This window comes from Nonomuraea sp. NPDC049655, from assembly GCF_044465465.1.
Classification (GTDB): domain Bacteria; phylum Actinomycetota; class Actinomycetes; order Streptosporangiales; family Streptosporangiaceae; genus Nonomuraea.
Map to the genome: position 1 here is coordinate 1105763 of NZ_JBITLS010000001.1, position 19904 is coordinate 1125666.

22 protein-coding genes are annotated in these 19904 nt (G+C 74.4%); 8 read left to right on the top strand and 14 right to left on the bottom strand.

The window, feature by feature from the left end; all coding sequences use genetic code 11:
* Nucleotides 1-84 precede the first annotated feature (84 nt).
* Together ACIBQ6_RS05090 and ACIBQ6_RS05095 are read left to right on the top strand one after the other, a co-directional pair.
* Nucleotides 85-336, top strand: a complete 252-nt coding sequence (locus ACIBQ6_RS05090) for an acyl carrier protein (protein ID WP_352351457.1) — start codon at nucleotides 85-87, stop codon at nucleotides 334-336.
* Nucleotides 336-1559 carry a beta-ketoacyl-[acyl-carrier-protein] synthase family protein gene (locus tag ACIBQ6_RS05095; RefSeq protein WP_358301437.1) on the top strand — a complete coding sequence of 408 codons (1224 nt, stop codon included), beginning with the start codon at nucleotides 336-338 and terminating at the stop codon, nucleotides 1557-1559. The genes ACIBQ6_RS05090 and ACIBQ6_RS05095 overlap by 1 nt, the downstream gene beginning before the upstream one ends.
* A 17-nt stretch (nucleotides 1560-1576) precedes the next feature.
* Here the strand turns inward: ACIBQ6_RS05095 and ACIBQ6_RS05100 are convergent, their stop codons facing one another.
* Nucleotides 1577-2014: a VOC family protein gene (locus tag ACIBQ6_RS05100; RefSeq protein ID WP_397210333.1), complete on the bottom strand. Its 438-nt coding sequence runs from the start codon at nucleotides 2012-2014 to the stop codon at nucleotides 1577-1579.
* A 73-nt stretch (nucleotides 2015-2087) separates the two neighbouring features.
* A complete protein-coding gene (locus ACIBQ6_RS05105) occupies nucleotides 2088-3275 on the bottom strand; it encodes a cytochrome P450 (protein WP_358301432.1) in 1188 nt (395 codons plus the stop codon).
* A gap of 73 nt (nucleotides 3276-3348) precedes the next feature.
* Here ACIBQ6_RS05105 and ACIBQ6_RS05110 point away from each other — a divergent pair, with 73 nt between their 5' ends.
* A complete protein-coding gene (locus tag ACIBQ6_RS05110) occupies nucleotides 3349-3957 on the top strand; it encodes a TetR/AcrR family transcriptional regulator (protein ID WP_358301429.1) in 609 nt (202 codons plus the stop codon).
* Between the two features lie 4 nt (nucleotides 3958-3961).
* Here the strand turns inward: ACIBQ6_RS05110 and ACIBQ6_RS05115 are convergent, their stop codons facing one another.
* Complete coding sequence (locus ACIBQ6_RS05115; RefSeq protein ID WP_397210334.1) at nucleotides 3962-4564, bottom strand: CGNR zinc finger domain-containing protein; 603 nt, start codon at nucleotides 4562-4564, stop codon at nucleotides 3962-3964.
* Between the two features lie 67 nt (nucleotides 4565-4631).
* On the opposite strand from ACIBQ6_RS05115, the gene ACIBQ6_RS05120 reads away from it, so the two are divergent.
* The 3 genes from ACIBQ6_RS05120 (at nucleotide 4632) to ACIBQ6_RS05130 (ending at nucleotide 6844) form a co-directional block, all read left to right on the top strand.
* On the top strand, nucleotides 4632-5021 hold the full coding sequence (locus tag ACIBQ6_RS05120) for a RidA family protein (protein ID WP_358301424.1): 390 nt from the start codon (nucleotides 4632-4634) through the stop codon (nucleotides 5019-5021).
* Between the two features lie 32 nt (nucleotides 5022-5053).
* Entirely contained in the window at nucleotides 5054-6466 is a 1413-nt protein-coding gene (locus ACIBQ6_RS05125; RefSeq protein ID WP_397210335.1) for an MFS transporter, read from the top strand.
* 102 nt (nucleotides 6467-6568) lie between these two features.
* Nucleotides 6569-6844, top strand: a complete 276-nt coding sequence (locus ACIBQ6_RS05130; protein WP_358301418.1) for a hypothetical protein — start codon at nucleotides 6569-6571, stop codon at nucleotides 6842-6844.
* Between the two features lie 16 nt (nucleotides 6845-6860).
* Here ACIBQ6_RS05130 and ACIBQ6_RS05135 read toward each other — a convergent pair whose 3' ends face one another.
* The 7 genes from ACIBQ6_RS05135 to ACIBQ6_RS05165 all read right to left on the bottom strand — a co-directional run bounded on the left by ACIBQ6_RS05135 (nucleotide 6861) and on the right by ACIBQ6_RS05165 (nucleotide 14103).
* Nucleotides 6861-7724 (bottom strand): serine hydrolase, encoded by an 864-nt coding sequence (locus ACIBQ6_RS05135; RefSeq protein WP_364342611.1) that lies wholly within the window; start codon nucleotides 7722-7724, stop codon nucleotides 6861-6863.
* 81 nt (nucleotides 7725-7805) lie between these two features.
* Nucleotides 7806-8999 carry a HAMP domain-containing sensor histidine kinase gene (locus tag ACIBQ6_RS05140; RefSeq protein WP_358301412.1) on the bottom strand — a complete coding sequence of 398 codons (1194 nt, stop codon included), beginning with the start codon at nucleotides 8997-8999 and terminating at the stop codon, nucleotides 7806-7808.
* Nucleotides 8996-9682, bottom strand: a complete 687-nt coding sequence (cseB, locus tag ACIBQ6_RS05145) for a two-component system response regulator CseB (protein WP_358301409.1) — start codon at nucleotides 9680-9682, stop codon at nucleotides 8996-8998. The genes ACIBQ6_RS05140 and cseB overlap by 4 nt, the downstream gene beginning before the upstream one ends.
* Nucleotides 9683-9697: 15 nt before the next feature.
* Nucleotides 9698-10873: an ABC transporter permease gene (locus ACIBQ6_RS05150; protein ID WP_358301406.1), complete on the bottom strand. Its 1176-nt coding sequence runs from the start codon at nucleotides 10871-10873 to the stop codon at nucleotides 9698-9700.
* Between the two features lie 2 nt (nucleotides 10874-10875).
* The gene (locus ACIBQ6_RS05155; protein WP_358301402.1) at nucleotides 10876-11550 is read right to left on the bottom strand and encodes an ABC transporter ATP-binding protein; all 675 of its coding nucleotides are present in this window, start codon (nucleotides 11548-11550) and stop codon (nucleotides 10876-10878) included.
* Nucleotides 11543-13306 carry a peptidoglycan-binding protein gene (locus ACIBQ6_RS05160; RefSeq protein ID WP_397210336.1) on the bottom strand — a complete coding sequence of 588 codons (1764 nt, stop codon included), beginning with the start codon at nucleotides 13304-13306 and terminating at the stop codon, nucleotides 11543-11545. Before ACIBQ6_RS05160 ends, ACIBQ6_RS05155 begins: the two co-directional genes overlap by 8 nt.
* Entirely contained in the window at nucleotides 13306-14103 is a 798-nt protein-coding gene (locus ACIBQ6_RS05165; protein ID WP_397210337.1) for a hypothetical protein, read from the bottom strand. The genes ACIBQ6_RS05160 and ACIBQ6_RS05165 overlap by 1 nt, the downstream gene beginning before the upstream one ends.
* Before the next feature lie 172 nt (nucleotides 14104-14275).
* On the opposite strand from ACIBQ6_RS05165, the gene ACIBQ6_RS05170 reads away from it, so the two are divergent.
* Entirely contained in the window at nucleotides 14276-14827 is a 552-nt protein-coding gene (locus ACIBQ6_RS05170; protein WP_397210338.1) for an AAA family ATPase, read from the top strand.
* Here ACIBQ6_RS05170 and ACIBQ6_RS05175 read toward each other — a convergent pair.
* The 3 genes from ACIBQ6_RS05175 to ACIBQ6_RS05185 all read right to left on the bottom strand — a co-directional run bounded on the left by ACIBQ6_RS05175 (nucleotide 14805) and on the right by ACIBQ6_RS05185 (nucleotide 17145).
* A complete protein-coding gene (locus ACIBQ6_RS05175; protein WP_358301390.1) occupies nucleotides 14805-15305 on the bottom strand; it encodes an anthrone oxygenase family protein in 501 nt (166 codons plus the stop codon). The genes ACIBQ6_RS05170 and ACIBQ6_RS05175 overlap by 23 nt on opposite strands.
* A 131-nt stretch (nucleotides 15306-15436) precedes the next feature.
* Nucleotides 15437-16186 (bottom strand): methyltransferase domain-containing protein, encoded by a 750-nt coding sequence (locus ACIBQ6_RS05180; protein WP_358301387.1) that lies wholly within the window; start codon nucleotides 16184-16186, stop codon nucleotides 15437-15439.
* 89 nt (nucleotides 16187-16275) lie between these two features.
* Nucleotides 16276-17145 (bottom strand): LysR family transcriptional regulator, encoded by an 870-nt coding sequence (locus tag ACIBQ6_RS05185; protein ID WP_397210339.1) that lies wholly within the window; start codon nucleotides 17143-17145, stop codon nucleotides 16276-16278.
* Between the two features lie 76 nt (nucleotides 17146-17221).
* Between ACIBQ6_RS05185 and ACIBQ6_RS05190 the strand changes: the two genes are divergently transcribed.
* Nucleotides 17222-17371, top strand: coding sequence for a hypothetical protein (locus ACIBQ6_RS05190; RefSeq protein ID WP_358301381.1), 150 nt, complete (start codon nucleotides 17222-17224; stop codon nucleotides 17369-17371).
* A 7-nt stretch (nucleotides 17372-17378) separates the two neighbouring features.
* Here the strand turns inward: ACIBQ6_RS05190 and ACIBQ6_RS05195 are convergent, their stop codons facing one another.
* Nucleotides 17379-19502: a SpoIIE family protein phosphatase gene (locus ACIBQ6_RS05195; RefSeq protein ID WP_397210340.1), complete on the bottom strand. Its 2124-nt coding sequence runs from the start codon at nucleotides 19500-19502 to the stop codon at nucleotides 17379-17381.
* Nucleotides 19503-19904: the final 402 nt, after the last annotated feature.

Sequence of the window (19904 nt, forward strand, 5' to 3'; positions counted from 1 at the left end):
TTTGATGTGTCATACCCGGACCCGCCCGCACTCCTGGAGCACACTCGGACACGCCCCCCATCCGCCGAGAGAACGGACGGCACCATGACCGACGACCAGATAACAGACGTGCTCCGCGGCCACTGCGCGCGGGTCCTGGGCGTCAGCCCGGCCCAGATCGGCCCGCACACCGACCTGCGCGAGGAACTGGACGCCGACAGCCTCGACTTCGCCGAGCTGCACGCCGTGGTCGAGGACGAATGGGGCACCTTCGCCGACGACCGGCTCCAGCGGGTGCGGACCGTCGCCGACATGGCCGCCGTCATCCGCCGCCACCTGACGGCGGTGGGCGGCTGATGCGACCCCGGGTCGCGGTGACCGGGCTCGGCCTGCGCACACCCGCCGGCTCCGGTCCCAAGGAGCTGTGGAACGCGCTGCTCGGCGGGCGCTCGACGGCACGGGCCATCACGTCCTTCGACACCTCCGCGCTCGCGGTGCGCTTCGCCTGCCAGGTGCCGGAGCTGGACGTCTCGGCGTACCTGACCGACCGGCAGGCCCGGCGGCTGGACCGGGCGTCGCTGCTGGCGGTGTGCGCGGCGGGCGACGCGCTGGCCGACGCCGGTCATCCGCGGGTGCCGCCCGAGCGGCGGGCCGTGGTGGCGGGCAGCTCGTTCTGCGGCACCGAGACCTACGAGTCGGCGCTGCTCGACACGCCCGGTCCGGCCGCGCTGCGGCTGTCGCCGATCTTCATCCCGAAGATCATGCCCAACGCCGGCGCCGCCGCCATCGGCATGCGGTACGAGATCCGCGGGCCGAGCATGTCCGTGGTCACCGCCTGCGCCTCCGGCGCGCACGCCATCGGCGAGGGCGTCCGGCTGATCCGCGACGGCTCGGCCGACCTGGTCGTGGCCGGGGCCGGGGACGCCAACGTCACCCCCGGCATGCTGCACGGCTTCAGCCGGTGCCGGGCCCTGTCGGTCCGCAACGACGACCCCGAGGCCGCCTGCCGCCCCTTCGAGGCCGATCGCGACGGGTTCGTGCTGGCCGAGGGGGCCGCGTTCCTCGTCCTGGAACGCCTCGACGACGCCGTGCGCCGCGGGGCGCGCGTCCACGCCGAGGTGTCCGGCTACGGCCGCACCAGCGACGCCCACGACCTGACGGCTCCCGCGCCCGGCGGCGAGGGCGCCCGGCGGTGCATGGACGCCGCGCTCGCCGACGCGGGCCTGGCGCCCGAGGACATCGTGCACGTCAACGCCCACGGCACCGGGACCGAGCTGAACGACCTGGCCGAGGCGCAGGCGATCGGCCGCGTCTTCGGGCCCGCCGCCGTGCCGGTGAGCTCGACCAAGGGGGTGACCGGGCACGCCCTCGGCGCGTCCGGGGCGATCGAGGCCGTGGCGTGCGTGCTGGCGATGGCCGAGTGCACCGCCCCGCCGACCGCCAACCTGGACCGGCTCGACCCGCGCTGCGACATCGACGCGGCGCCCGTGCCGCGCCCGATCGCGAGGGGGCCGGTGATGTCGAACTCGTTCGGCTTCGGCGGCCACAACGCCACGCTGGTCTTCTCGCCGGCGCGCTGACCGCTCCCGCCGGGCGGTCAGCCCCGCCGGGAGACGAACACGCAGAACGGGTGCCCGGCCGGGTCGGCGTAGACCCGAAGGGGTTCCTCGTCGTCGTCGATCCGGTCCAGCAGCAGCCGGCCGCCCAGGCGCAGAACGCGTTCGTGCTGCTCCAGCAGGCTCTCGACCGACGGCACGGTCAGGTCGAGGTGAAGCTGCTGGGGCACCCCGGGCTCCGGCCAGGTCGCCTCCGGAAGCGTCTCGACCTGCTGGAAGGCGAGCTGCGGCGCGCCGTCCCCGGTTCGCAGCACGAGCCAGTCGCGGCCGCGCTCGTCGTCGGCGCCCGCCTGCGGCGGCTCGTCGCCGGGCCGGTAGACCAGGTCCAGCAGGGACCGGTAGAACTCCGCCAGCGCCCTGGCGTCGGTGCAGTCGAGCACCACCTGACACAGCCTGATCCCGCCGTCCGTGCCGGCCATGCGCGCCTCCCGTGATCGTCTTTCGTCCGTCATGCTCTCTGCACGGCGGGAGGGCACGTCAAACGCGGCGGCCTCACCAGGTGACCGGCAGGGACGCCAGGCCGTAGATCGTGGCGCGCGGGCGCAGCGGCACCTCCTCGGCGGGCACGGCCAGCCGCAGCCCGGGGAAGCGGCGCAGCAGCGCGGGGAAGGCCAGCCGCATCTCCAGGCGGGCGAGCTGCTGGCCCAGGCACTGGTGGATGCCGTGGCCGAAGCCGAGCTGCGGCCCGGCCTCGCGGGTGACGTCGAAGCGGTGGGGGTCGGGGAAGCGGGCCGGGTCGCGGTTGACGGCCGGCAGGGAGAGCGTCACGGTCTCCCCGGCGCTGATCGTCCGCCCGGCGAGCGGCACGTCGGCCCGCGCGACCCGGATCGGGCCGATGTGCACGATGCTGAGGTAGCGCATCAGCTCCTCGACGGCGGTCGCCGCCACGCCTGGGTCGGTGCGCACCAGCTCCGCCTGCTCCGGACGGCTCAGCAGCAGGAACGCGCCGAGGGCCAGCATGTTCGCGGTGGTCTCGTGGCCGGCGGTCAGCAGCAGGGTGGCCACCCCGGTCAGCTCCTCGTGGTTCAGCTCGCCGCCGGAGACCAGCTCGCCGAGCAGGTCCTGGGCAGGCTCGGCCCGCTTGCGGGTGACCAGCTCGGACAGGTAGCCCATCAGCTCGGCGCCCGCCGCGCCGCGTTCCTCGGCGGAGTTGTCCAGGTTCACCGCGCGCGCGGTGGTGTCCTGGAAGCGCGCGCGCTCGTCGTACGGCACGCCGAGCAGCTCGCAGATCACCAGCGACGGGATCGGCAGCGCGAACGCGCCGACCAGGTCGGCGGGCGCTCCGGCCGCGGCCATCTCGTCGAGCCGGCCGTCGACGATCTCCTGGATCCTGGGCTCCAGGAGCCGCATCCTGCGCATGCTGAAGCGGCCGGTGAGCAGCCGCCGGTAGCGGGAGTGCTCGGGGTCGTCCATGGCGATGAAGAAGCCCGGCGGGACCACCAGGTCGGCCAGGCCCTCGGGCGGCGCCAGCTCCTTGATCGGCGGCGCGGCGCCCTGGGAGGTGTTGCTGAAGCGCGGGTCGTCGAGCACCGCGCGGGCCTCGGCGTGGCCGGTGACCAGCCAGCCGGGGCGGCCGTCGGCGTAGATCATGCGGTGCAGCGGGCCGTGCAGCCGGGCGAGCTCGGCGGGCGGCTCGAACGGGTCCTCGCGGTCGAGCGGCAGGCTCTGAAGGATGTCCATGCATTCAGAAAACCGCAGAGACTGCGAATTTGCAACCTATGCATAAAAGCAGGGCGTGCAGTAAGGTGGCGCCGTGGAAGGTCATCGCGAACGCAAGAAGGCCCGCACCCGCCGCGCGCTGCTGGAGGCGGCCGTCCGGCTGTTCGCCGAGCGGGGGTACGAGCAGACCACGGTCGCCGACATCGCCGCGGCGGCCGACGTCGCGCCTCGCACCTTCTTCGCGTACTTCGCGAGCAAGGAGGACGTGCTCTTCCTCCAGGCGGGCGAGCGCGAGCGGGTGATGCTGGAGGCGATCGCCGGGCGGCGGCCGGGAGAGCCGCTGGGGGAGCTGCTGAGCCGGATGTTCGAGGCCATGGTGCGCAGCCTGGCCGAGGACGACGAGCTCGGCTTCGCGCTGTCGCCGCTGCGGGCGCGGCTGATGGTCGCCGAGCCCGCGCTGCGCGCCCGCGGCCTGACGCTCATGATGGAGACCCAGCCCCGGCTGGCCAGGGCGCTGTGCGAGGTCTATCCGGGGCTCGACCCGGTGTCGGCGGGGGCGGCGGTCGGCAGCTTCATGGGCGCGCTGGCCGTGGCCGGCATGGTCGCCCAGGAGCAGGGCGGCTCGGAGGACGACGTCCTGGCCGCCGGGCGGCGCGGGATCGAGGTCGCGGTCGACGGCCTGTCGAGCCTCGACCGGCCTTAGTCCGTCACGGCTCCAGGGCCTGGCGGGCGCGCAGGGCGCGGAGTTTGTGGCGGTTGCCGCAGCGTTCCATCGCGCACCAGCGGCGGGCGCCGGGACGCGAGGTGTCGACGAACACCAGCGGGCAGTTGTCGCTCGCGCACTCGCGGATACGTTCGGCGAGCGGCCCGGACAGCAGTTCGATCATCTCCCGCGCCATGGCGGACAGCGCCTGGGCGGCCCGCACCGGTGACGCCCATCCGGCGGTGACGCCGTCGGCGGCGAGTTCGGGGACCAGGGGCGGGGCCGTCGCGGCCCGGTTGATGACCGTGATCGCCCCGGCGGGCAGGGGGCGGCGCGCCGCCTGGGCGTGGGCCGCGTCCCAGATCGCCTGGCGCAGGGCCTTGGCGTCGGCGAGCTCGCCGACGGTCACGGGGGCCGTCATGACCGCCGTCAGCGGGGGCTGGGCCAGCCATTCGGCCAGGTCGGCGGGCTCGTGCAGGGTCTCGAAGATCGCATATTGCCCCTCGCCGCCGGTGTGGGCGAAGTCGAGGCAGAGGGCGCCGGCGTCGAACCGGAACGACCCGCCCTTGGGATCGTGCAGCACCCGTCCGGTTGCGTTCACTCGCATGACACCACTATAACTGGTGTCGCAACGAAACCTCTTTAACCGGTTTCAGAACGCGAGGAGAGAGAACATGGGCGTACGGCACATCAACCCCGAGGGGCTGCACCGCAGCCCGGCCTTCAGCCAGGCCGTCGTGGTCGAGCAGCCGGCCAAGACCATCTACATCGGCGGCCAGAACGGCGTCGGCCCCGACGGCAAGGTCGTCGGCCCCACGGTGGGGGAGCAGGCCAGGCAGGTGTTCCGCAACCTCAGGACGATCCTGGAGAGCGAGGGGGCGAGCCTGGCGAACGTCGTGCACTGGCGCATCGCCGTGCTGGACGGTCACACGTTCGACGAGGGAGTGGCCGCCTTCCAGGAGGTGTGGAACCGGGCCGACCCGCCGCCCGCCATCACGGTGCACGTCGTGGCCGGCCTGAACCCGGGATGCCTCGTCGAGGTCGACGCCGTCGCCGTCGTGTGACCCCGCGGGCCCCCTCCACGAGATCTCCGATCATGACGAACACCGCGGACGCGCCACCGGCCGGGCGGAGCGCCGCCCGGCCGCCCGGCCCCCTCTGGCCGATCGTCGCCCTGGTCTGCCTGGCGCAGTTCATGATGGTCCTCGACGTGTCGATCGTGAACGTCGCGCTGCCCGCCATGGAGTCCGACCTCCGCCTGGGCGCCGAGGGGCTGCAATGGGTGGTCAACGGCTACCTCCTCACCTTCGCCGGGTTCCTGCTGCTGGGCGGCCGGGCGGCCGACCTCTACGGCCGCAGGCGCGCCTTCGTCGCGGGCCTGGCCGTGTTCGCGGTCGCCGGCCTGGCCGGCGGGCTCGCCACCACGCCCGAGCTGCTGATCGCCGCGCGGGCGTGCCAGGGGCTCGGCGCGGCCGTGGTCGCCCCGGCCACGCTGACCATCCTCACCACCACGATCCCCGCCGGGCCGGCGCGGGCCAGGGCCATCGCCACCTGGGGCGCGGTCGGGGCGGTCGGCGGGGCGGCGGGATCGCTGGCCGGCGGGCTGCTCACCGACCACCTGTCCTGGCGCTGGATCCTGCTGATCAACGCGCCGATCGGGGCCGTCGCGGTCATCGCCGCGCTGCGCCTGCTCGCCGAGAGCCGCGACACCGGCGCCCGCGGGCTCGACCTGACCGGCGCGATCACGGTGACGGCCGGGCTGTCGGCGCTGGAGCTGGGCGTGCTGCAGACCCCCGCGCACGGCTGGGGTTCGGCGCGCGCGCTGGTCCCGATGGGCGCGGGCGTGCTGGCGCTGGGCGTGTTCGTCCTGGTGCAGGCCCGGTTCGCGCGGGCGCCGCTGATGCCGCTGCGGATCTTCCGGGCCCGCTCGGTGTCCGGCGCGCTCCTCGTGCAGTTCCTGCTGGGGGCCGCGGGCTTCGCGCTCTGGTACTTCTTGTCGCTCCACATGCAGCAGGTGCTGCGCTACAGCGCGCTCCAGGCGGGCCTGGCGTTCCTGCCGCACACCCTCGCCGTCGTCGTCGCCGCCAAGGCCACGCCGTGGCTGGCCGGCCGCGTCGGGCTGCGTCCGCTGCTGGCCACGGGCGCGCTGGTCTCGGCGGCGGGGTTCGCCTGGCAGGCCGTCGTCACGCCGGAGAGCGGCCTGCTCGCCGGGATCGTGCTGCCGGGCGTGCTCGTCACCGGCGGGCTGGGGCTCACCTCGGCCCCGATCGCGATGACCGCCACGGCCGGCGCCGCCCCTGGCGAGGCGGGGCTGGTCTCCGGCATCCTCAACTCCGCCCGCCAGGTCGGCGGCTCCCTCGGGCTGGCCGCGCTGACCACCCTGGCCGCGGCCCCCACCGGGGCGCCGGCCTCCGGGCACGCCCTGGCGTTCTGGGCGTGCGCCGGCCTCGTGACCGCCGGGGCGGTGGCCGTGCTCGCTCTGCCCAGGGCCTCGAAGGACCGTCCCTGACGGGGGCTCGCGTCCGATAGTGGACAGCGTTCCCGGGTGGCGCGCGGCGGGTCGCGGGGCAGGGAAGAGATGCCGCCGTCCCTTCGGAGGAGAGGGAATCTCATGATCACGCTGGCGCGACGGCTCGCCGTCATCTCGGCCCTCGCCCTCGCCGGGGCGTCCCTGCCCGCGTCGTCCGCGCACGCGATGGGCTCGTGGGTCTGCTCCGGCGGCTCCCGCACCTACCTGGGCAGCGTCGTGGGCTACCACATCCTGGGTTCCGGCTGCACCGGGGAGGGGTCGGGAGCCGGGTCGATCACCATCCCGTCCGGCACCTACGGCTGCGCGGTCGTCAACCCGACCCCCCAGCTGGGCATCGTCAGCGGCCTGAACTGCTGATCCCGGCCTGGTCACGTCATCGCGACCGGTCGAGCAGCCACCGCTCGACCGCCGCGCTCATCCGCCCGCCCGCCTCCAGCGCCGCCGCCTTGGCGGCGGCCGGGTCGGTGTGCGCGGCCTGGCCGAGGATGACGCCGAGCACCAGATGGCCCCGTACGCGCGAGGCCCACATCAGGTTGCCGCCCGCGGCCGTGCCCGAGCCGGTCTTGATGCCGATGACGCCGTGCCTGTTCAGCAGCGTGTTGGTGTTGTGCAGCCGCCGGGCGTCCCCCGGGACGGACGTGTCGGTCTGCGCCACCACCGCCCGCAGCACCGGGTCGCCCATCGCCGCCCTGGCCAGCCTGAGCTGGTCGGCGGCGGTGCTGACGGTGGTGTCCTCGTTGCCGCTGGCCCCCGTGTACGTGGTGTCCGCCATGCCCAGACGTCGTGCGGCGGCGTTCATCCGGGCCACGAAACGCTCCTGGGAGCCGGCGTCCCAGCGGGCCAGGAGCCGGGCCACGTTGTTGCCCGAGGGCACCATCATCAGCTCCAGCAGCCGCCGCAGCCGTACCGTCCGGCCCTGGACGAGCGGGACGGTCGACTCCAGCCGCGACAACGACTCCTCGGCCGCCGTGCGGTCCACGGTGATCGGCGGGCCGTCGTCGCCGGGCCGCAGCGGGTGGCGGCGCAGGATCACGTAGGCGGTCATCACCTTCGTCACGCTGGCGATCGGCACCGGCCGCGGGTCGCCGCTGACGCCCAGGCTGCCCACGTCGGCCACCTCGACCGCCGCCTGCCCCTCCCGCGGCCACGGCAGGGACGCGTCCCCGGTGACCGGGGGAGCCCCGGCACAGCCCGACAGAACACCCGCCAGCAGCAGAAACATCAAGGAACGTCGCATACCGGCCAGGTTGCGCGACCGCCGTGTCCGTACGGCCGTGGCCGCGCATCCGTCCGCGCTCAGCCGTGTATCAGCCCGGCATCAACCCGCCGGGAGGCGGAGGACGGCGACCGCGCCGCCGTCCGGGGCGTTGGCCAGGGTCAGCTCGGCGCCGATGACCCGGGCCTGGCCCAGCGCGATCGTCAGTCCCAGGCCGTGCCCGCGGCCCCGCTCGGCGGCGCCCGTGCGGAACCGGCGCGGCCCGTCGGCCAGCAGCTCCGGCGGGAACCCCGGCCCCCGGTCGCGCACCTCGATCACGTGGTCGCCGACCGCGATCTCCACCGGCGCCGCGCCGTGCCGATGGGCGTTGAGCACGAGGTTGGCCAGGATCCGGTCGAGCCGCCGCGGATCGGTCTCGGCCACCGGGTCCCCGTCGGCCAGCACCCGCGCCTCGACCCCCACCCGGGACGCCGACTCCGCGGCCAGCCCGGCCAGCGGCACGCGCACCCGCTCGGCGACCTCGGCCCCGGCGTCCAGCCGGGACACCTCCAGCAGGTCCTCCACCAGCGTCCGCAGCACCCGGACCCGGTCCCGCACCAGATCGGTGACCTCGCCCTCGTCCAGCAGCTCGACCACGGCGACCAGGCCCATCAGCGGGGTGCGCAGGTCGTGCGCGACGTCGGCGGTGAACCGCTGCTCGGCCAGCAGCCGGTGCTGCAGGCTCGCCGCCATCGAGTCCACGGCGGCGGAGATGCGGGCGATCTCGTCCCGGCCGCGGGCGTCCGTCCGGGCCGCCAGGTCGCCCCCGGCGATCCTGCGGGCGGTGCGCGCGACCCGCCGCAGCCGCCGGTTGGGCAGCTCGGCCGCCAGCACCGACAGCGGCACCACCCCGGCCAGGGCGAGCAGCCCCGCCTTGGCCATGTTCCGGTCGAGCGCCTGGAGGCCGAGCACTTCGGAGCCCATCGCGATCTGCGCGCTCATCACCTCGCCGTCGCCGTACGGCTGGACCGCCCACATCCACGGCTCGTCCCGGTGGTCGAGCCCGTACCAGACCACCCGCCGGCCGGGCCGCAGCCGGTCGGCCAGGGCGTCGGGGAGCTCGGCGACGGACACCACGTCCTCGGCGGTCCCGGCGGCCAGCGACTCCTCCAGGGCCACCTCGGCCTGAGCCTGGCCGAGGTCGAGCGCCCGCTGCCAGGTCGCCCGGTGCACCAGCAGCCCCACCACGGCGGCGACGACGGTCGCGGCGAGCGTGACGAGTGCGGCGATCTTCCAGCGCAGCGAGGCCGGATTCACGTGACGGCCAGCTTGTAGCCGAACCCGCGCACGGTCTCGACGCGCTCGGCGCCGATCTTCCTGCGCAGCCGCTGCACGCACAGGTCGACCACGCGGCTGTCGCCGTCCCATCCGTAGTCCCACACGTTGCGCAGCAGCGTCGCCCGTTCCAGCACGATGCCGGGATGGGCGGCGAACTCCAGCAGCAGCCGCAGCTCGGTCGGCGACAGCTCGACGCGCCGGCCGGCCCGGCGCACCTCCAGCGCGCCGGTGTCCACGCTCAGGTCCCCGAACTCCAGCACGGCCGCCCCGGCCTCGGGCCCGGCGGCCGGCGTACGCGCGAAGGTGGCCCGGCGCAGCAGCGACCGGATCCTGGCCACCAGCACCGGCAGGTCCACCGGCTTGACCACGTAGTCGTCGGCGCCGCCCTCCAGCCCGGCCACGATGTCCAGCCCGTCGCCGCGGGCCGACATCATCAGGATCGGCACCTGGCTGGTCTCCCTGATGCTGCGGCACACGCTGATGCCGTCGAGGCCGGGCAGCATCACGTCCAGCAGCAGCAGGTCGTGATCGCCCGTACGGGCGGCCTCCAGCCCGTCGAGCCCGTCGGCCGCCGTGGTCACCTGGTAGCCGTACCGTTCCAGGGCCATGCCCAGCGACGTGCGGATCACGGTGTCGTCCTCGACGAGCAGCAGGGATGTCATGAAATCGCACCATACCTAGCGAAGTGCATTGACCGGTTCCATCCGGGCGGCGCGCAGGGCCGGATACAGGCCCGCCAGCAGCCCGACGACGGCCCCGGCCACTGGCGCCAGGACGGCCTGCCCGACGTCGAGGACGGGCGTCCACTGCTTGACCGCGCAGACCCCGACGATCACCAGGATCCCTGCGGACGCGCCCAGCACGCCGCCGATCAACCCGGTCAGCGTGGACTCCAGCAGGAACTGCGCCGCGATGTGGCGGCGCGCCGCGCCCAGCGCCCGGCGCAGCCCGATCTCGGCGACGCGTTCCATGACGGTCACCAGTGTGACGTTGGCGATGCCGACCGCGCCGACGACCAGCGAGACCAGCCCGAGGATCAGGAACAGGGCGTTGACGTCGCCCTCCACCGCGTCGCGGGCCCTGGTGGGGCTGGGCGGCGAGATGACCTGGAGCAGGGCCTCGTTGCCGGGGCTGAGCGCCGCCGGCGCCTGCCGGGCGATCAGCTCGGCGGCCCCGAGCGCGGTGTCGACCAGGACGCGGGTCACGGTGCCCAGGCCGTAGGGCCGACCGGCCGTCGGCGGCAGGATGACCGCGCTCGCCAGGCTCCTCTCCCGCCGGAGATCCCCGAGCACCCCGATCACGGTGTACGCCCGGGTGCCGATGAACACGGCCGGAGCCCGGTCCAGCCCGGTGATGCCGAGCAGCCGGGCCGCCTGCTGGCCCAGCACGACGACCCGGTCACCCCGGGCGACGTGCCCGGCGTCGAAGTAGCGGCCCTCGATCATCCTGCCCTTGACCGCCGCGGGCAGGCCGGGGCTGCTGGAGACCACGGTCAGCGTCTGGTCGGTGACGCGGGCCGGGTCCACGACGTCGTTGGAGCGGACGACGAGGTTGGCGCTGCGGTCGGACTCGGCGAGCGCGGCGGCCGCGACCACCCCGCGCAGCCGGGTCACCCGGCTCACGTCGGCCCATCCGACCAGCGGGAACGGGTGCGCCGGGACCTCGACCGTGACGGAGGTGGCGGTCAGCTCGTCGAAGCGGCCGACGATCTGGTTGCCGGCCGTCGCGGCGACGCCCAGGGTCACCACGAGCGTGGTGATGCCGAGCACGGTGCCCAGCGTGGTCAGGGCCGAGCGCACCGGGCGGGCCAGCAGGCCCGCCACGGCCTCGGTCAGCAGGTCGCGCGGGTGCACGTCTACTCCTCCGTGAGGACGCCGTCGGTGATGCGGACCCGGCGTCCGGCCCGGTCGCTCACCTCGGTCTCGTGGGTGATGACGACGATGGTCATCCCTTGGGCGCGCAGTTCGTCGAACAGGTCGAGCACCGCGCCGGTGTTCCTGCTGTCGAGGTTGCCGGTGGGCTCGTCGCACAGCAGCAGCGACGGCTCGCCCAGCAGGGCGCGGGCGATGGCGGCGCGCTGCCGCTCGCCGCCGGACAGCCTGCCGGGCAGGAAGTCCACCCGGTGCGACAGGCGTACGCGATCGAGGGCGCGCACGGCGCGGTCCCGCCGTCCGGCGCGCGGGGCGGTGCCGTAGACCTCGGCCAGCATGACGTTCTCCAGGACGCTGCGGTGCGGCAGCAGGTGGAAGGACTGGAAGACGAAGCCGATCCGGCCGCCGCGGACGGCGGTGCGCGCCCCCTCCCTCAGCGTGGTGGTCTCGATGCCGTCGAGCCGGTAGCTGCCGCGGGTCGGCCGGTCGAGCAGGCCCAGGGTGTTGAGCAGGGTGGACTTCCCCGACCCCGACGGGCCGACGACCGCCACGTAGTCCGCCCGCTCGACCCGCAGGTCGACCGACGACAGCGCGCGGACGGGCGGATCGCCGGGGAACTCCTTGGTCAGCTCGCGGAGGTGGATGACCGGCTCAGCCACTGTTGACCACCACCCGCTCGCCCGGCTGGAGGTCGCCGGTCACCTCCACGGCCCCGTCGGCGGACAGGCCGGTGCGCACCTGCACCTCCTCGGTCCGGCCGGGCGCGGTCTCCACCCGCACCCTGGCCCGGCCGTCCGCCGCGGTGACGACCGCCGCCACGGGGACCACGAGCACCTCCCCGCCGGTGGCGCCGATGGTCACGCGGACTGTGACAGGCTGCCCGGCGAGCGCGCGCAGTCCCTTCGCGGAGGCGGGCGTGACCGTCACCGGGACGGCGCCCTTCGCGTCACGTCCCGCGACGGCGGTCACCGTGCCGGGGACGGTCGTGCCGGAGTCGGTCTCGATGCTCGCGGCCAGCCCCGCCTTCACCCGTTCGGCCTCGGCCGCGTCCACCGAGCCGGACACCACGAAGCCGGCGCCGGTGACCGTGGCGACCGCCTTGTCCACCGGCTCGCCCGCCTTGACGGCCGGCTTGTGCAGGCGGACGGGCAGCCTGGGCAGGAAGACGATCTCGCCGGGCGGCACGGTGGTGCCGTAGGTGCGGGAGAACTCGGCCAGCAACGCCCGCGCCGCGGCCAGGTCGCTGCGCGCGTTGGCCACCTTCAGCCTGGCGGGGGAGAGCTGCCTGGCCTGCCGCAGCGCCTGCTCGGCGACGGCCACGGACTCCCGCGCCGCCCGTACGGCCTTCTCCAGTCCGGCCAGCCGCTTCGCCCGCGCCGCTCCGGCCGCCGTCCGTGCGCGTTCCAGCGCCGACCGGGCGGCGGCCAGGTCCGCGCGGGCGTTGGCGACCCGCAGTTCGAGCAGGCGGGTGTCGGCGGGCGACCCCGCCGTGGGGGCGGAGCCGGGCGCCGCGGTCGGCCCGGTGGTGGGCGCGGTGGTGGGCCCGTTAGTGGGCGCTGTGGTGGGCGCTGTGGTCGGCGTCGCCCTGGCCTGGGCGAGCTCCTGCTCGGCCGCGAGCAGCCGCTCCTCGGCCGCCCGCACGGCGCTCTCGGCGGCCTCGACGCCAGCCGCGTCCTCGGCCGTGCGGTCCTGGGCCCGCGCGCTCTTCAGCGCCTGTTCGGCCTCCTTCAGGTCGCGGCGGGCGCCGGTCACCCTGAGCTTCAGCGGGAGCACGTCCATGCCCTGGTCGAGGGCCTTGCTCTCGGTCGCCAGCACCTCCCGCGCGGTCCGCACGGACCGGGCCAGCTCGTCGCGCCGCTGCCGCAGCTCCAGGGCGGGCTGCTGGGCCTCGTAGCCGCGCCGGGCGTAGAAGCGCGACACCGCCGCGACGGTCGCCTGGTCGAACACGCCGGTCACCGGCACGCGGTGCCCGAGCCGGCGCAGCGCCTTCTGCAACTGCCGGACGTCGTCCCCCTCGGCGCCGGGGACAATGCCGCGGTGCATCGGCACCCTGCCCGCGAAGACGAACACCGGTCGCCCGTTCACCTCCATGAGCACCGCGCCCTCCACGAGCTTCCCCCGCCGGGGGGCACGGGTGGCCCGCTGGACGGCCTCGCCGCCGCCCGCCATCCCGCCCACCACCCCGGCCAGCGACACCGCACGCGGGGAGCCGTACTCCAGCGTGCCGCTGACGACGACGGTGGCGACCAGCCTGCGCCGCTCGACCTCGACGGTGACCAGCGACGGCACGGGCGGCCTGCGCGCCGCCGCCTCGTCGGCCGGGGAGCGCAGCCGGGCGCCCACCCCCCAGCCGGTCCCGGCGACCGCCAAGACCACGACCAGCACGAGCAGCAACTTGCCGCGAGGGGTGCGCATCACTGCTCTTGGAACCCGTACTTCACCCGCGCCTCGTTGGTGAGCCGCCGTTGCAGCGGGACGAAGGCCGCGTAGAAGTCCTTGCCGCACTCCAGGTCGGCCAGCGCCGACCTGATCTCCTTGGCCAGGTACGGCCGGGCCGCGGCGGCCGTGACCTCGCCCGCCTTGCCGAGCCGGTCGGCCTGCTCCCCCCACAGCACCGACCCCCGCGCGCTCAGCGCCAGCGGCCGGGCGGAGGTCACCCGCTCGCCCTTGGACTTCAGGCACTCCGCGAACGGCCCGGCCAGCTCCACCAGCTTCGGATCGCCGTCGAGCGCCTTGTCGATGTTCTCGATCTCGGTGCTCATCTGGTCCTGGTAGTCGGCGAGCGAGGTGACCTTCAGGCCGTTGACCTGCCGCAGGGCGCTGACCCGGCACTCGTTCATCGTCTTCTGGTAGGCGTCCCGCCGGGGGCCGGAGAGCCCGTCGAGCGTGGCCTGGTTGGGGTCGGGGGCCCGGGTCTCGGTAGGCTTGGGGTAGACGATCGCGGCGAAGACGCCGAAGCCGTTCCTGCTCCGCTCGGCCTTCATCGCCTCGTAGTCGGCCGGGTCGGCGTCGGGCGTCGCCGGGCGGCTGACCGAGGGCGTGTAGGCGAAGCCCTTCTGCTTCATGCAGGTGGCGATGACGGTCTCCCGCTCGCGGAGCTTGTCCGCCCTGGCGTCGCCCCCGCCGGACGCCGGGGCGGCCTGTCCCGCCGGAGCCCCTCCGCAGCCGGTCAGCACCGCCAGACCGAGCAGACCGCACACCAGCACACGCATCAAGGGCTCCTTCACCGTGGGGACGCGCCGCCCTCCGCGACGCCTCGGCCACTCTTGAGCCCTTTTCCCTCCGCCCGGCCTTGGCCGGGTATCACCGGGCGCTCGGCCGTGTATCGGCCGTGTATCAGCGCCCGCAGCTCGCCATCAACCCCCGAGGAAACGGAGAAGAGCCGTGCCGAATCACGTTCTCACCGGCACCCCGGGCGCCGGGAAGACGGCCGTCCTGCGGCTGCTGGAGGTTCACGGGTTCAGCGTCGTCGAGGAGGCGGCGACGGACGTCATCGCCCTCGGCCAGGCGCTCGGCCGCGCGGAGCCCTGGCGCGAGCCCGCCTTCGTCGAGGAGGTGGTCAGGCTCCAGCGGCGGCGCCAGGAGGCCGCCCCCGCGGGCGGCGAGGCCGCCGTCTTCTTCGACCGCTCGCCGGTCTGCACGCTGGCGCTGAGCCGCTTCCTCGGGCTTCCCGCCTCGCGCCTGCTCGCCTGCGAGGTCGAGCGGGTGGTGGACCGGGGGACGTACGACGGGAAGGTGTTCTTCGTGCGCAACCAGGGGTTCGTCCGCGCCACCTCCGCCCGGCGGATCGGCTACGAGGAGGCGCTGGACTTCGAGCGCCTGCACGAGCGGACCTACCGCGACCTCGGGTTCGAGCTCGTCGAGGTGCCCGCCGGGCCGCTGGCCGACCGCGTCGCGCTGGTCGAGCGCGCGGTCAGCCCACCCGGCCGCTCTTGACGAGGGCCCAGCACAGCGAGGCGAACGCGCCGGTGGTGGTGATCGTCCGGACGAGGTTGTAACCGGCCCACTTGGCCTCGTCGAACGCGCGGCGCACCGCGGCCAGGTCGGCGATCCGGTCCGGGTCGCCGGCCGCCTTGATGGCGTCGTTGAGCGGCACGTTCACGGCCACCGTGAGCACGAAGGCGACCAGGTAGAGCACCAGCGCGACGATGATCCAGGGCAGCACCGCGCGCACGTTCTGGCCGAGGTGCAGCGCCGCCGCCAGGCCCGTGAAGGCCAGCGCGCCGACGAAGCTGAGCATGAACCAGGGGTTGAGGATCGCCCGGTCGACGGCCTGGAACGCCCCGACGAACGTGCGGTCGTCGGTCGCGCCCAGACCGCGCATGATGGTGTGCGAGTAGAGCCCGAAGACGCCCGCCGCGAGCCCGGTCGCCATGGTCGCCGCGATCAGCACGACGGTGCGCAGAACCGACATCAGTGTGTCCCCTTGTTCGTTCCCGCGCCCGACGTCCCGGACGCGCGAGGACAAGTCAACGCGACACCGGGGGAGCGCGGCCATGGCCGAGACTCTCCCGCCCATACGTCAGACTCCAGGGGGCGCCGGGGTCAGGGCGCGGGCGGGTTCCGGCGCGCGGTGACCAGCGCGAAGGACAGGTATTGCCCCTGGTCGGCTTCGAGCATGGCGATCGTCGCCGTCTCCTGGCGGGCGCGGGCCCACAGCAGCCAGTCGTGCCATCCGCCGTCCTGCAGGCGCGCGGACGTCACCGTGACCAGCTCGGTGATCTCCCACTGGAAGCGCCACCACCCGGCGGTGTGCCAGGCGATGGCCTCCCAGCCGACCAGCGCCTTGACGTGGGCGGGGATGTGCCCGAGGTCGCGGACCTCGCGGGTCATGCCGGGCGTGGCGACGCCGAGCTGCCCGCCGGGCCGCAGGAAGCGGACCAGGTAGGGCAGGTAGGAGTCGGCCGTGCCGAAGTACTCGAAGGCGTCCACGCTGACGATGGCGTCGAAGGACTCCTGCTCGAACGGCAGCGCGTGCGCCTCGGCCCGTACGGCCCGGACGCGGTCCGCGACGCCCGCCGCGGCGAAGACGGCCGCGGCCTTCTCGGGCGCGACCCACAGGTCGGCGGCCACCACCTCCACCCCGAACTCGCGGGCCAGGAAGACCGAGGTCGCGCCCAGGCCCGAGCCCAGGTCGAGCACCCGCATGCCGGGCCGCAGGTCGAGGTCGCGGGCCAGGTCCTCCAGCAGCCACAGCGGATGGGGGCCCATGTCCAGCCCGAGCACCCATTCCGGGTCGTATTTGGAGGAGAGCGGATAGACGTCGGGGCGCACGAGGTCCTGGATCGCTGACACAGCGGGCCATCCCACCACGAAGACCCCGCCTGTTCAACCGGTTATGCGCCGCCGGGGGCCGGGGCCGGGCCTCGCAAGTCCGGTCCGGGTCACCGGGTGAGGTGCGCCAGCAGGGCGGCGGCGGCCGGGTTCGTGGGAACGGGCGCCCGGCCGGCCAGGACGACCGTCCTGGCCGGATCGGGCTGGCGGATGCGCACGGTCGGCAGCCCCTCCTGCTCGGCCACCCGCCGGGGGACGATCGCCACCCCGATCCCGGCGCGCACCAGGTCGACCAGCAGCCGGATCTGGGTGACCTCGCAGGTGATCTGCCGGTGCAGCCCGCACCCGGCGGCCAGCCGGCGCACCGCGGTCTCCAGCCCGGTGCCGGCCTTGAAGTCCACGAACGGCTCCTCCGTCAGCTCCGACAGCAGGGCCCGTTCCGCGCCGGCCAGCCGGTGGTCGGGCGAGGTCATCAGCACCAGCTCCTCCTCCCAGGAGTCGAACACGGCCAGCCCCGCCGGCAGCTCGGCGCCGTCGAGCGCCAGGTAGGCCAGGTCGAGCTCGCGGGCGAGCAGCGCGTCGAGCAGCCCCGCAACCGGGGCGTCGCGGACCGAGATCTGGATGCCCGGCCGCAGACGGTGGAAGGCGGCCAGCTCGGCCGGCAGGTCGACGCTGGTGAGGGTCTGGATGGTGCCGATCGCCACCCGGCCGGTGGCCAGCCCGGACACCGCGGACACGGCGTCGGCGGCCGCCGCGGCGTCGGCCAGCAGCGCCCGCGCGGCCGGCAGGAAGGCGTGCCCGGCCGGGGTGAGGACCGGCCGCCGTCCGGTGCGCTCGAACAGGTCGGCGCCGAGCTCGCGTTCGAGCTTGCGGATGGACGTGCTGAGCGCCGACTGCACGATCAGCTCGGCCCGCGCGGCGGCGGTGAAGCTGCCGTGGGTGGTGACGGCGACGAAGTGGCGGAGCTGGCGCAGTTCCATCCATCTACGATAGCGATGGCCGTCAGCGAGACGATGTGTTGGATCGATCAGTGCGCGCCAGGACATCCTGGTCCGCATGGAACGACACGTACCCGCCCTGTGGTCGGCCGCCTACTGCTCCCGCCGTCCCGCCCCGGTCCGGCTCGCCGGGCGGGGGCTGCTGAAGCTCCTCGACTTCGTCCGGGCGCTCGCCCTGGCCGACCACCGCACGTTCGTCTCGCACTGAGCGGGTCTCAGCCGGCGTTCTCCCGGTGCCGCAGGAGCAGCAGCGCGATGTCGTCGGTGTGCGGGGCGTGGTCCAGCAGCGTCCCGGCGACCTGCTGGAGCTGCTCGCGCGGGGCGCTGGTCAGATACGCCGCCAGCGTCCCGATGGCCTCGTCCAGGTCCACGCCCGGCGCCTCGACCAGCCCGTCGGTGTAGAGGGCCAGGACGGCGCCCGGTGGGAACGGCACCTCCACCGTGGCGTACTCGGCGTCGGCGTCGATGCCGAGCAGCAGGCCCGCCGGGATGTCGATGATCTCGGCCGGCATGTTGGGCGGGCGCAGCAGCGGCAGGGGATGACCGGCGTTGGCCGCCCGCAGCGTGCGCAGGCGCAGGTCGAAGTAGATGAGCAGGCAGCTGGTGAACAGGTCGGTGTCCAGGTCCATGAGCAGCCGGTTGGTGTGCTGGAGCACGTCCCCGGGGCTGGCCCCGACGGCGGCGTGGGCGTGGATGGCGGTGCGCACCTGGCCCATGAGCGCCGCGGCCGTCATGTTGTGCCCCTGGACGTCCCCGATGACGGCGGCGGCGGTGGTCTCGTTGAGCCGGATCAGGTCGTAGAAGTCGCCGCCGATGCCGACGCCGCGGGTCGCGGGCACGTACCGGGCGGCCACCTCCAGGCCCGGCATGTCGGGCAGGCTGCCGGGCAGCAGCGAGGTCTGCAGGCTGTGGGCCAGCCGGTCCTTGGTGTCGTAGAGCAGCGCGCGGTCCAGGGCCTGGCCCATCAGCCCGGCCAGCGTGGTCAGCGTCGCGCACTGCTCGGCGGTGAACGGCCGCGCGTGGTCGAAGGCCAGCAGGCAGACGCCGAAGGTGTCGTCGGAGACGGTCAGCGGCAGGAAGGCCCAGGCGGCCATCCCGTCGTCCTGGGCGGTGTCGGGGAAGGCCCGGACCAGCTCGGCCCGGTCGGCGTAGAAGGCGGGCTCGCCCGTCCGGACGACCTGCTCGGCGGGGCTGGGCGCGGCCAGCGTCTGGCCGTCGAACCGCTCCAGCACCTCGGGGACGTAGCCGTGGGAGCCGACGATCCGCATCCGGCCGCTCTCGGCCCTCATGATCGCCATGGCCTGCGCCTTGAACACCGGCATCACGTGCTCGGCGATGAGATCGACGACCTCCCTGACGTTCAGCGCCCGGGTCATCGCCGAGGCCATGTGCAGGAAGTTGTAGAAGACGTCGGCCCGCGGCAGCCCCGAGTTGTCCGGCATGAAGGCGCGCGCGGGCCGCTGCGCGGACAGGTCGGCCCCCGAGGGGGTGATGCGCAGGCTCACCCCCGTCGGGTCCGGGTGCAGGACGAACTCCAGCTCGTGGCCGTCCGGCCGGCGGGCCGTGCAGGAGGCGACCTGCTGGCCGACCACCGCCGCCCGGCAGCGGTCCTGGAAGGCCGGGTCCTTCAGCCACGTCGCCGTCTCCCACAGCGGCGTGCCCAGCAACTCCGAGACGGTGGTGCCGAGCAGGCCGGCGGCGGCGGGGCTGGCGAAGGTGACGACGCCGTCCAGGTCGAGCGCGACGGAGCCGTCCCGCAGCCGGTCCAGGTAGCCGGCCGCGGCCACGGCCTCGTACGGGTCGGGCATCGGCGGCGGCACCGGGGTCAGCACCCGCGGCTCGCCGCCCGGACGCAGCGGACATCCGCTGTCGGCGGCCTGCTCCAGGACGGCCGCCAGGCGCTCGCTCGTGGCGGCGATGACCTCCTGCTCCCGCCCGCTCAGCTCGGCCGGCCGCCCCTCCGGCCAGAGCAGGATCCACGAGCCCCACATGCGGGAGTCGCTGTGCAGGGGCGCGGCGGCCGAGGCGAAGGCGTACGGGAAGGCCAGGGCCGTGCCCGGGAAGCGGCGGGCCAGCTCCTGCGCGGTCGGCACCCACACCAGCCGCCCCTGACGCACGGCGGCGGCCACGGGCGCGCCGCCGTCCAGCCTGACGGTGGTCCACGGCTTGACGAGCTGCGCGGGCAGCCCGATCTCCGCCTCCATCACCAGGACCTGCGGGGAGCCCGTCAGGAGGTACACCGCGCCGATGTGCGCGCCGGTGTCACGGGCGGCCTGGGCGAGCTGCTCGTCCAGCGCCGAGGTGTACGGCCGGGTCCCCTCGTCGGCGTGGCCGCCCACGGGCTACCTCGTTCCGTCCTGCGCTGACGTCGGCGCCGCGTCCCGTTGATCGCCCATAGGACAACTGTAGATATCCGTATTGGGGGTGATGCTCACCGTTGCCGGATTCTGGCGAAGAGGAGGGACGAATATGAGCTTTGCGGCGGACGGTCGTCTGGTGGGGCCAATTGGCCGGAACGTGACAAAGCGGCGGGGTTCTCGGCCAGTTGATCGCTGTCTACACTCCGGTTCGGACGCCAACCCGCCCCGCCCACGGGGAGGGGCGGCGGTCCAGCTCGTCACCCACCGGGGAGGGTCATCGATCTCTCCGGCATGCGCGCGTGGGGGTGACATGACGTCCTCGGCCGGGCCCGCGGGTTCGTGCAGCTCCACGGCCAGGAGGTCTTTGTGTTGTCCCGTTCG

Excerpts from the sequence above, each read along its gene's own strand:
- ACIBQ6_RS05090 (WP_352351457.1), top strand. The coding sequence starts at position 85 with ATGACCGACGACCAGATAACAGACGTGCTCCGCGGCCACTGCGCGCGG.
- ACIBQ6_RS05095 (WP_358301437.1), top strand. The coding sequence starts at position 336 with ATGCGACCCCGGGTCGCGGTGACCGGGCTCGGCCTGCGCACACCCGCC.
- ACIBQ6_RS05100 (WP_397210333.1), bottom strand. The coding sequence starts at position 2,014 with ATGGCCGGCACGGACGGCGGGATCAGGCTGTGTCAGGTGGTGCTCGAC.
- ACIBQ6_RS05105 (WP_358301432.1), bottom strand. The coding sequence starts at position 3,275 with ATGGACATCCTTCAGAGCCTGCCGCTCGACCGCGAGGACCCGTTCGAG.
- ACIBQ6_RS05115 (WP_397210334.1), bottom strand. The coding sequence starts at position 4,564 with ATGCGAGTGAACGCAACCGGACGGGTGCTGCACGATCCCAAGGGCGGG.
- ACIBQ6_RS05120 (WP_358301424.1), top strand. The coding sequence starts at position 4,632 with ATGGGCGTACGGCACATCAACCCCGAGGGGCTGCACCGCAGCCCGGCC.
- ACIBQ6_RS05125 (WP_397210335.1), top strand. The coding sequence starts at position 5,054 with ATGACGAACACCGCGGACGCGCCACCGGCCGGGCGGAGCGCCGCCCGG.
- ACIBQ6_RS05130 (WP_358301418.1), top strand. The coding sequence starts at position 6,569 with ATGATCACGCTGGCGCGACGGCTCGCCGTCATCTCGGCCCTCGCCCTC.
- ACIBQ6_RS05135 (WP_364342611.1), bottom strand. The coding sequence starts at position 7,724 with ATGCGACGTTCCTTGATGTTTCTGCTGCTGGCGGGTGTTCTGTCGGGC.
- cseB (WP_358301409.1), bottom strand. The coding sequence starts at position 9,682 with ATGACATCCCTGCTGCTCGTCGAGGACGACACCGTGATCCGCACGTCG.
- ACIBQ6_RS05160 (WP_397210336.1), bottom strand. The coding sequence starts at position 13,306 with ATGCGCACCCCTCGCGGCAAGTTGCTGCTCGTGCTGGTCGTGGTCTTG.
- ACIBQ6_RS05165 (WP_397210337.1), bottom strand. The coding sequence starts at position 14,103 with ATGCGTGTGCTGGTGTGCGGTCTGCTCGGTCTGGCGGTGCTGACCGGC.
- ACIBQ6_RS05175 (WP_358301390.1), bottom strand. The coding sequence starts at position 15,305 with ATGTCGGTTCTGCGCACCGTCGTGCTGATCGCGGCGACCATGGCGACC.
- ACIBQ6_RS05185 (WP_397210339.1), bottom strand. The coding sequence starts at position 17,145 with ATGGAACTGCGCCAGCTCCGCCACTTCGTCGCCGTCACCACCCACGGC.
- ACIBQ6_RS05190 (WP_358301381.1), top strand. The coding sequence starts at position 17,222 with ATGGAACGACACGTACCCGCCCTGTGGTCGGCCGCCTACTGCTCCCGC.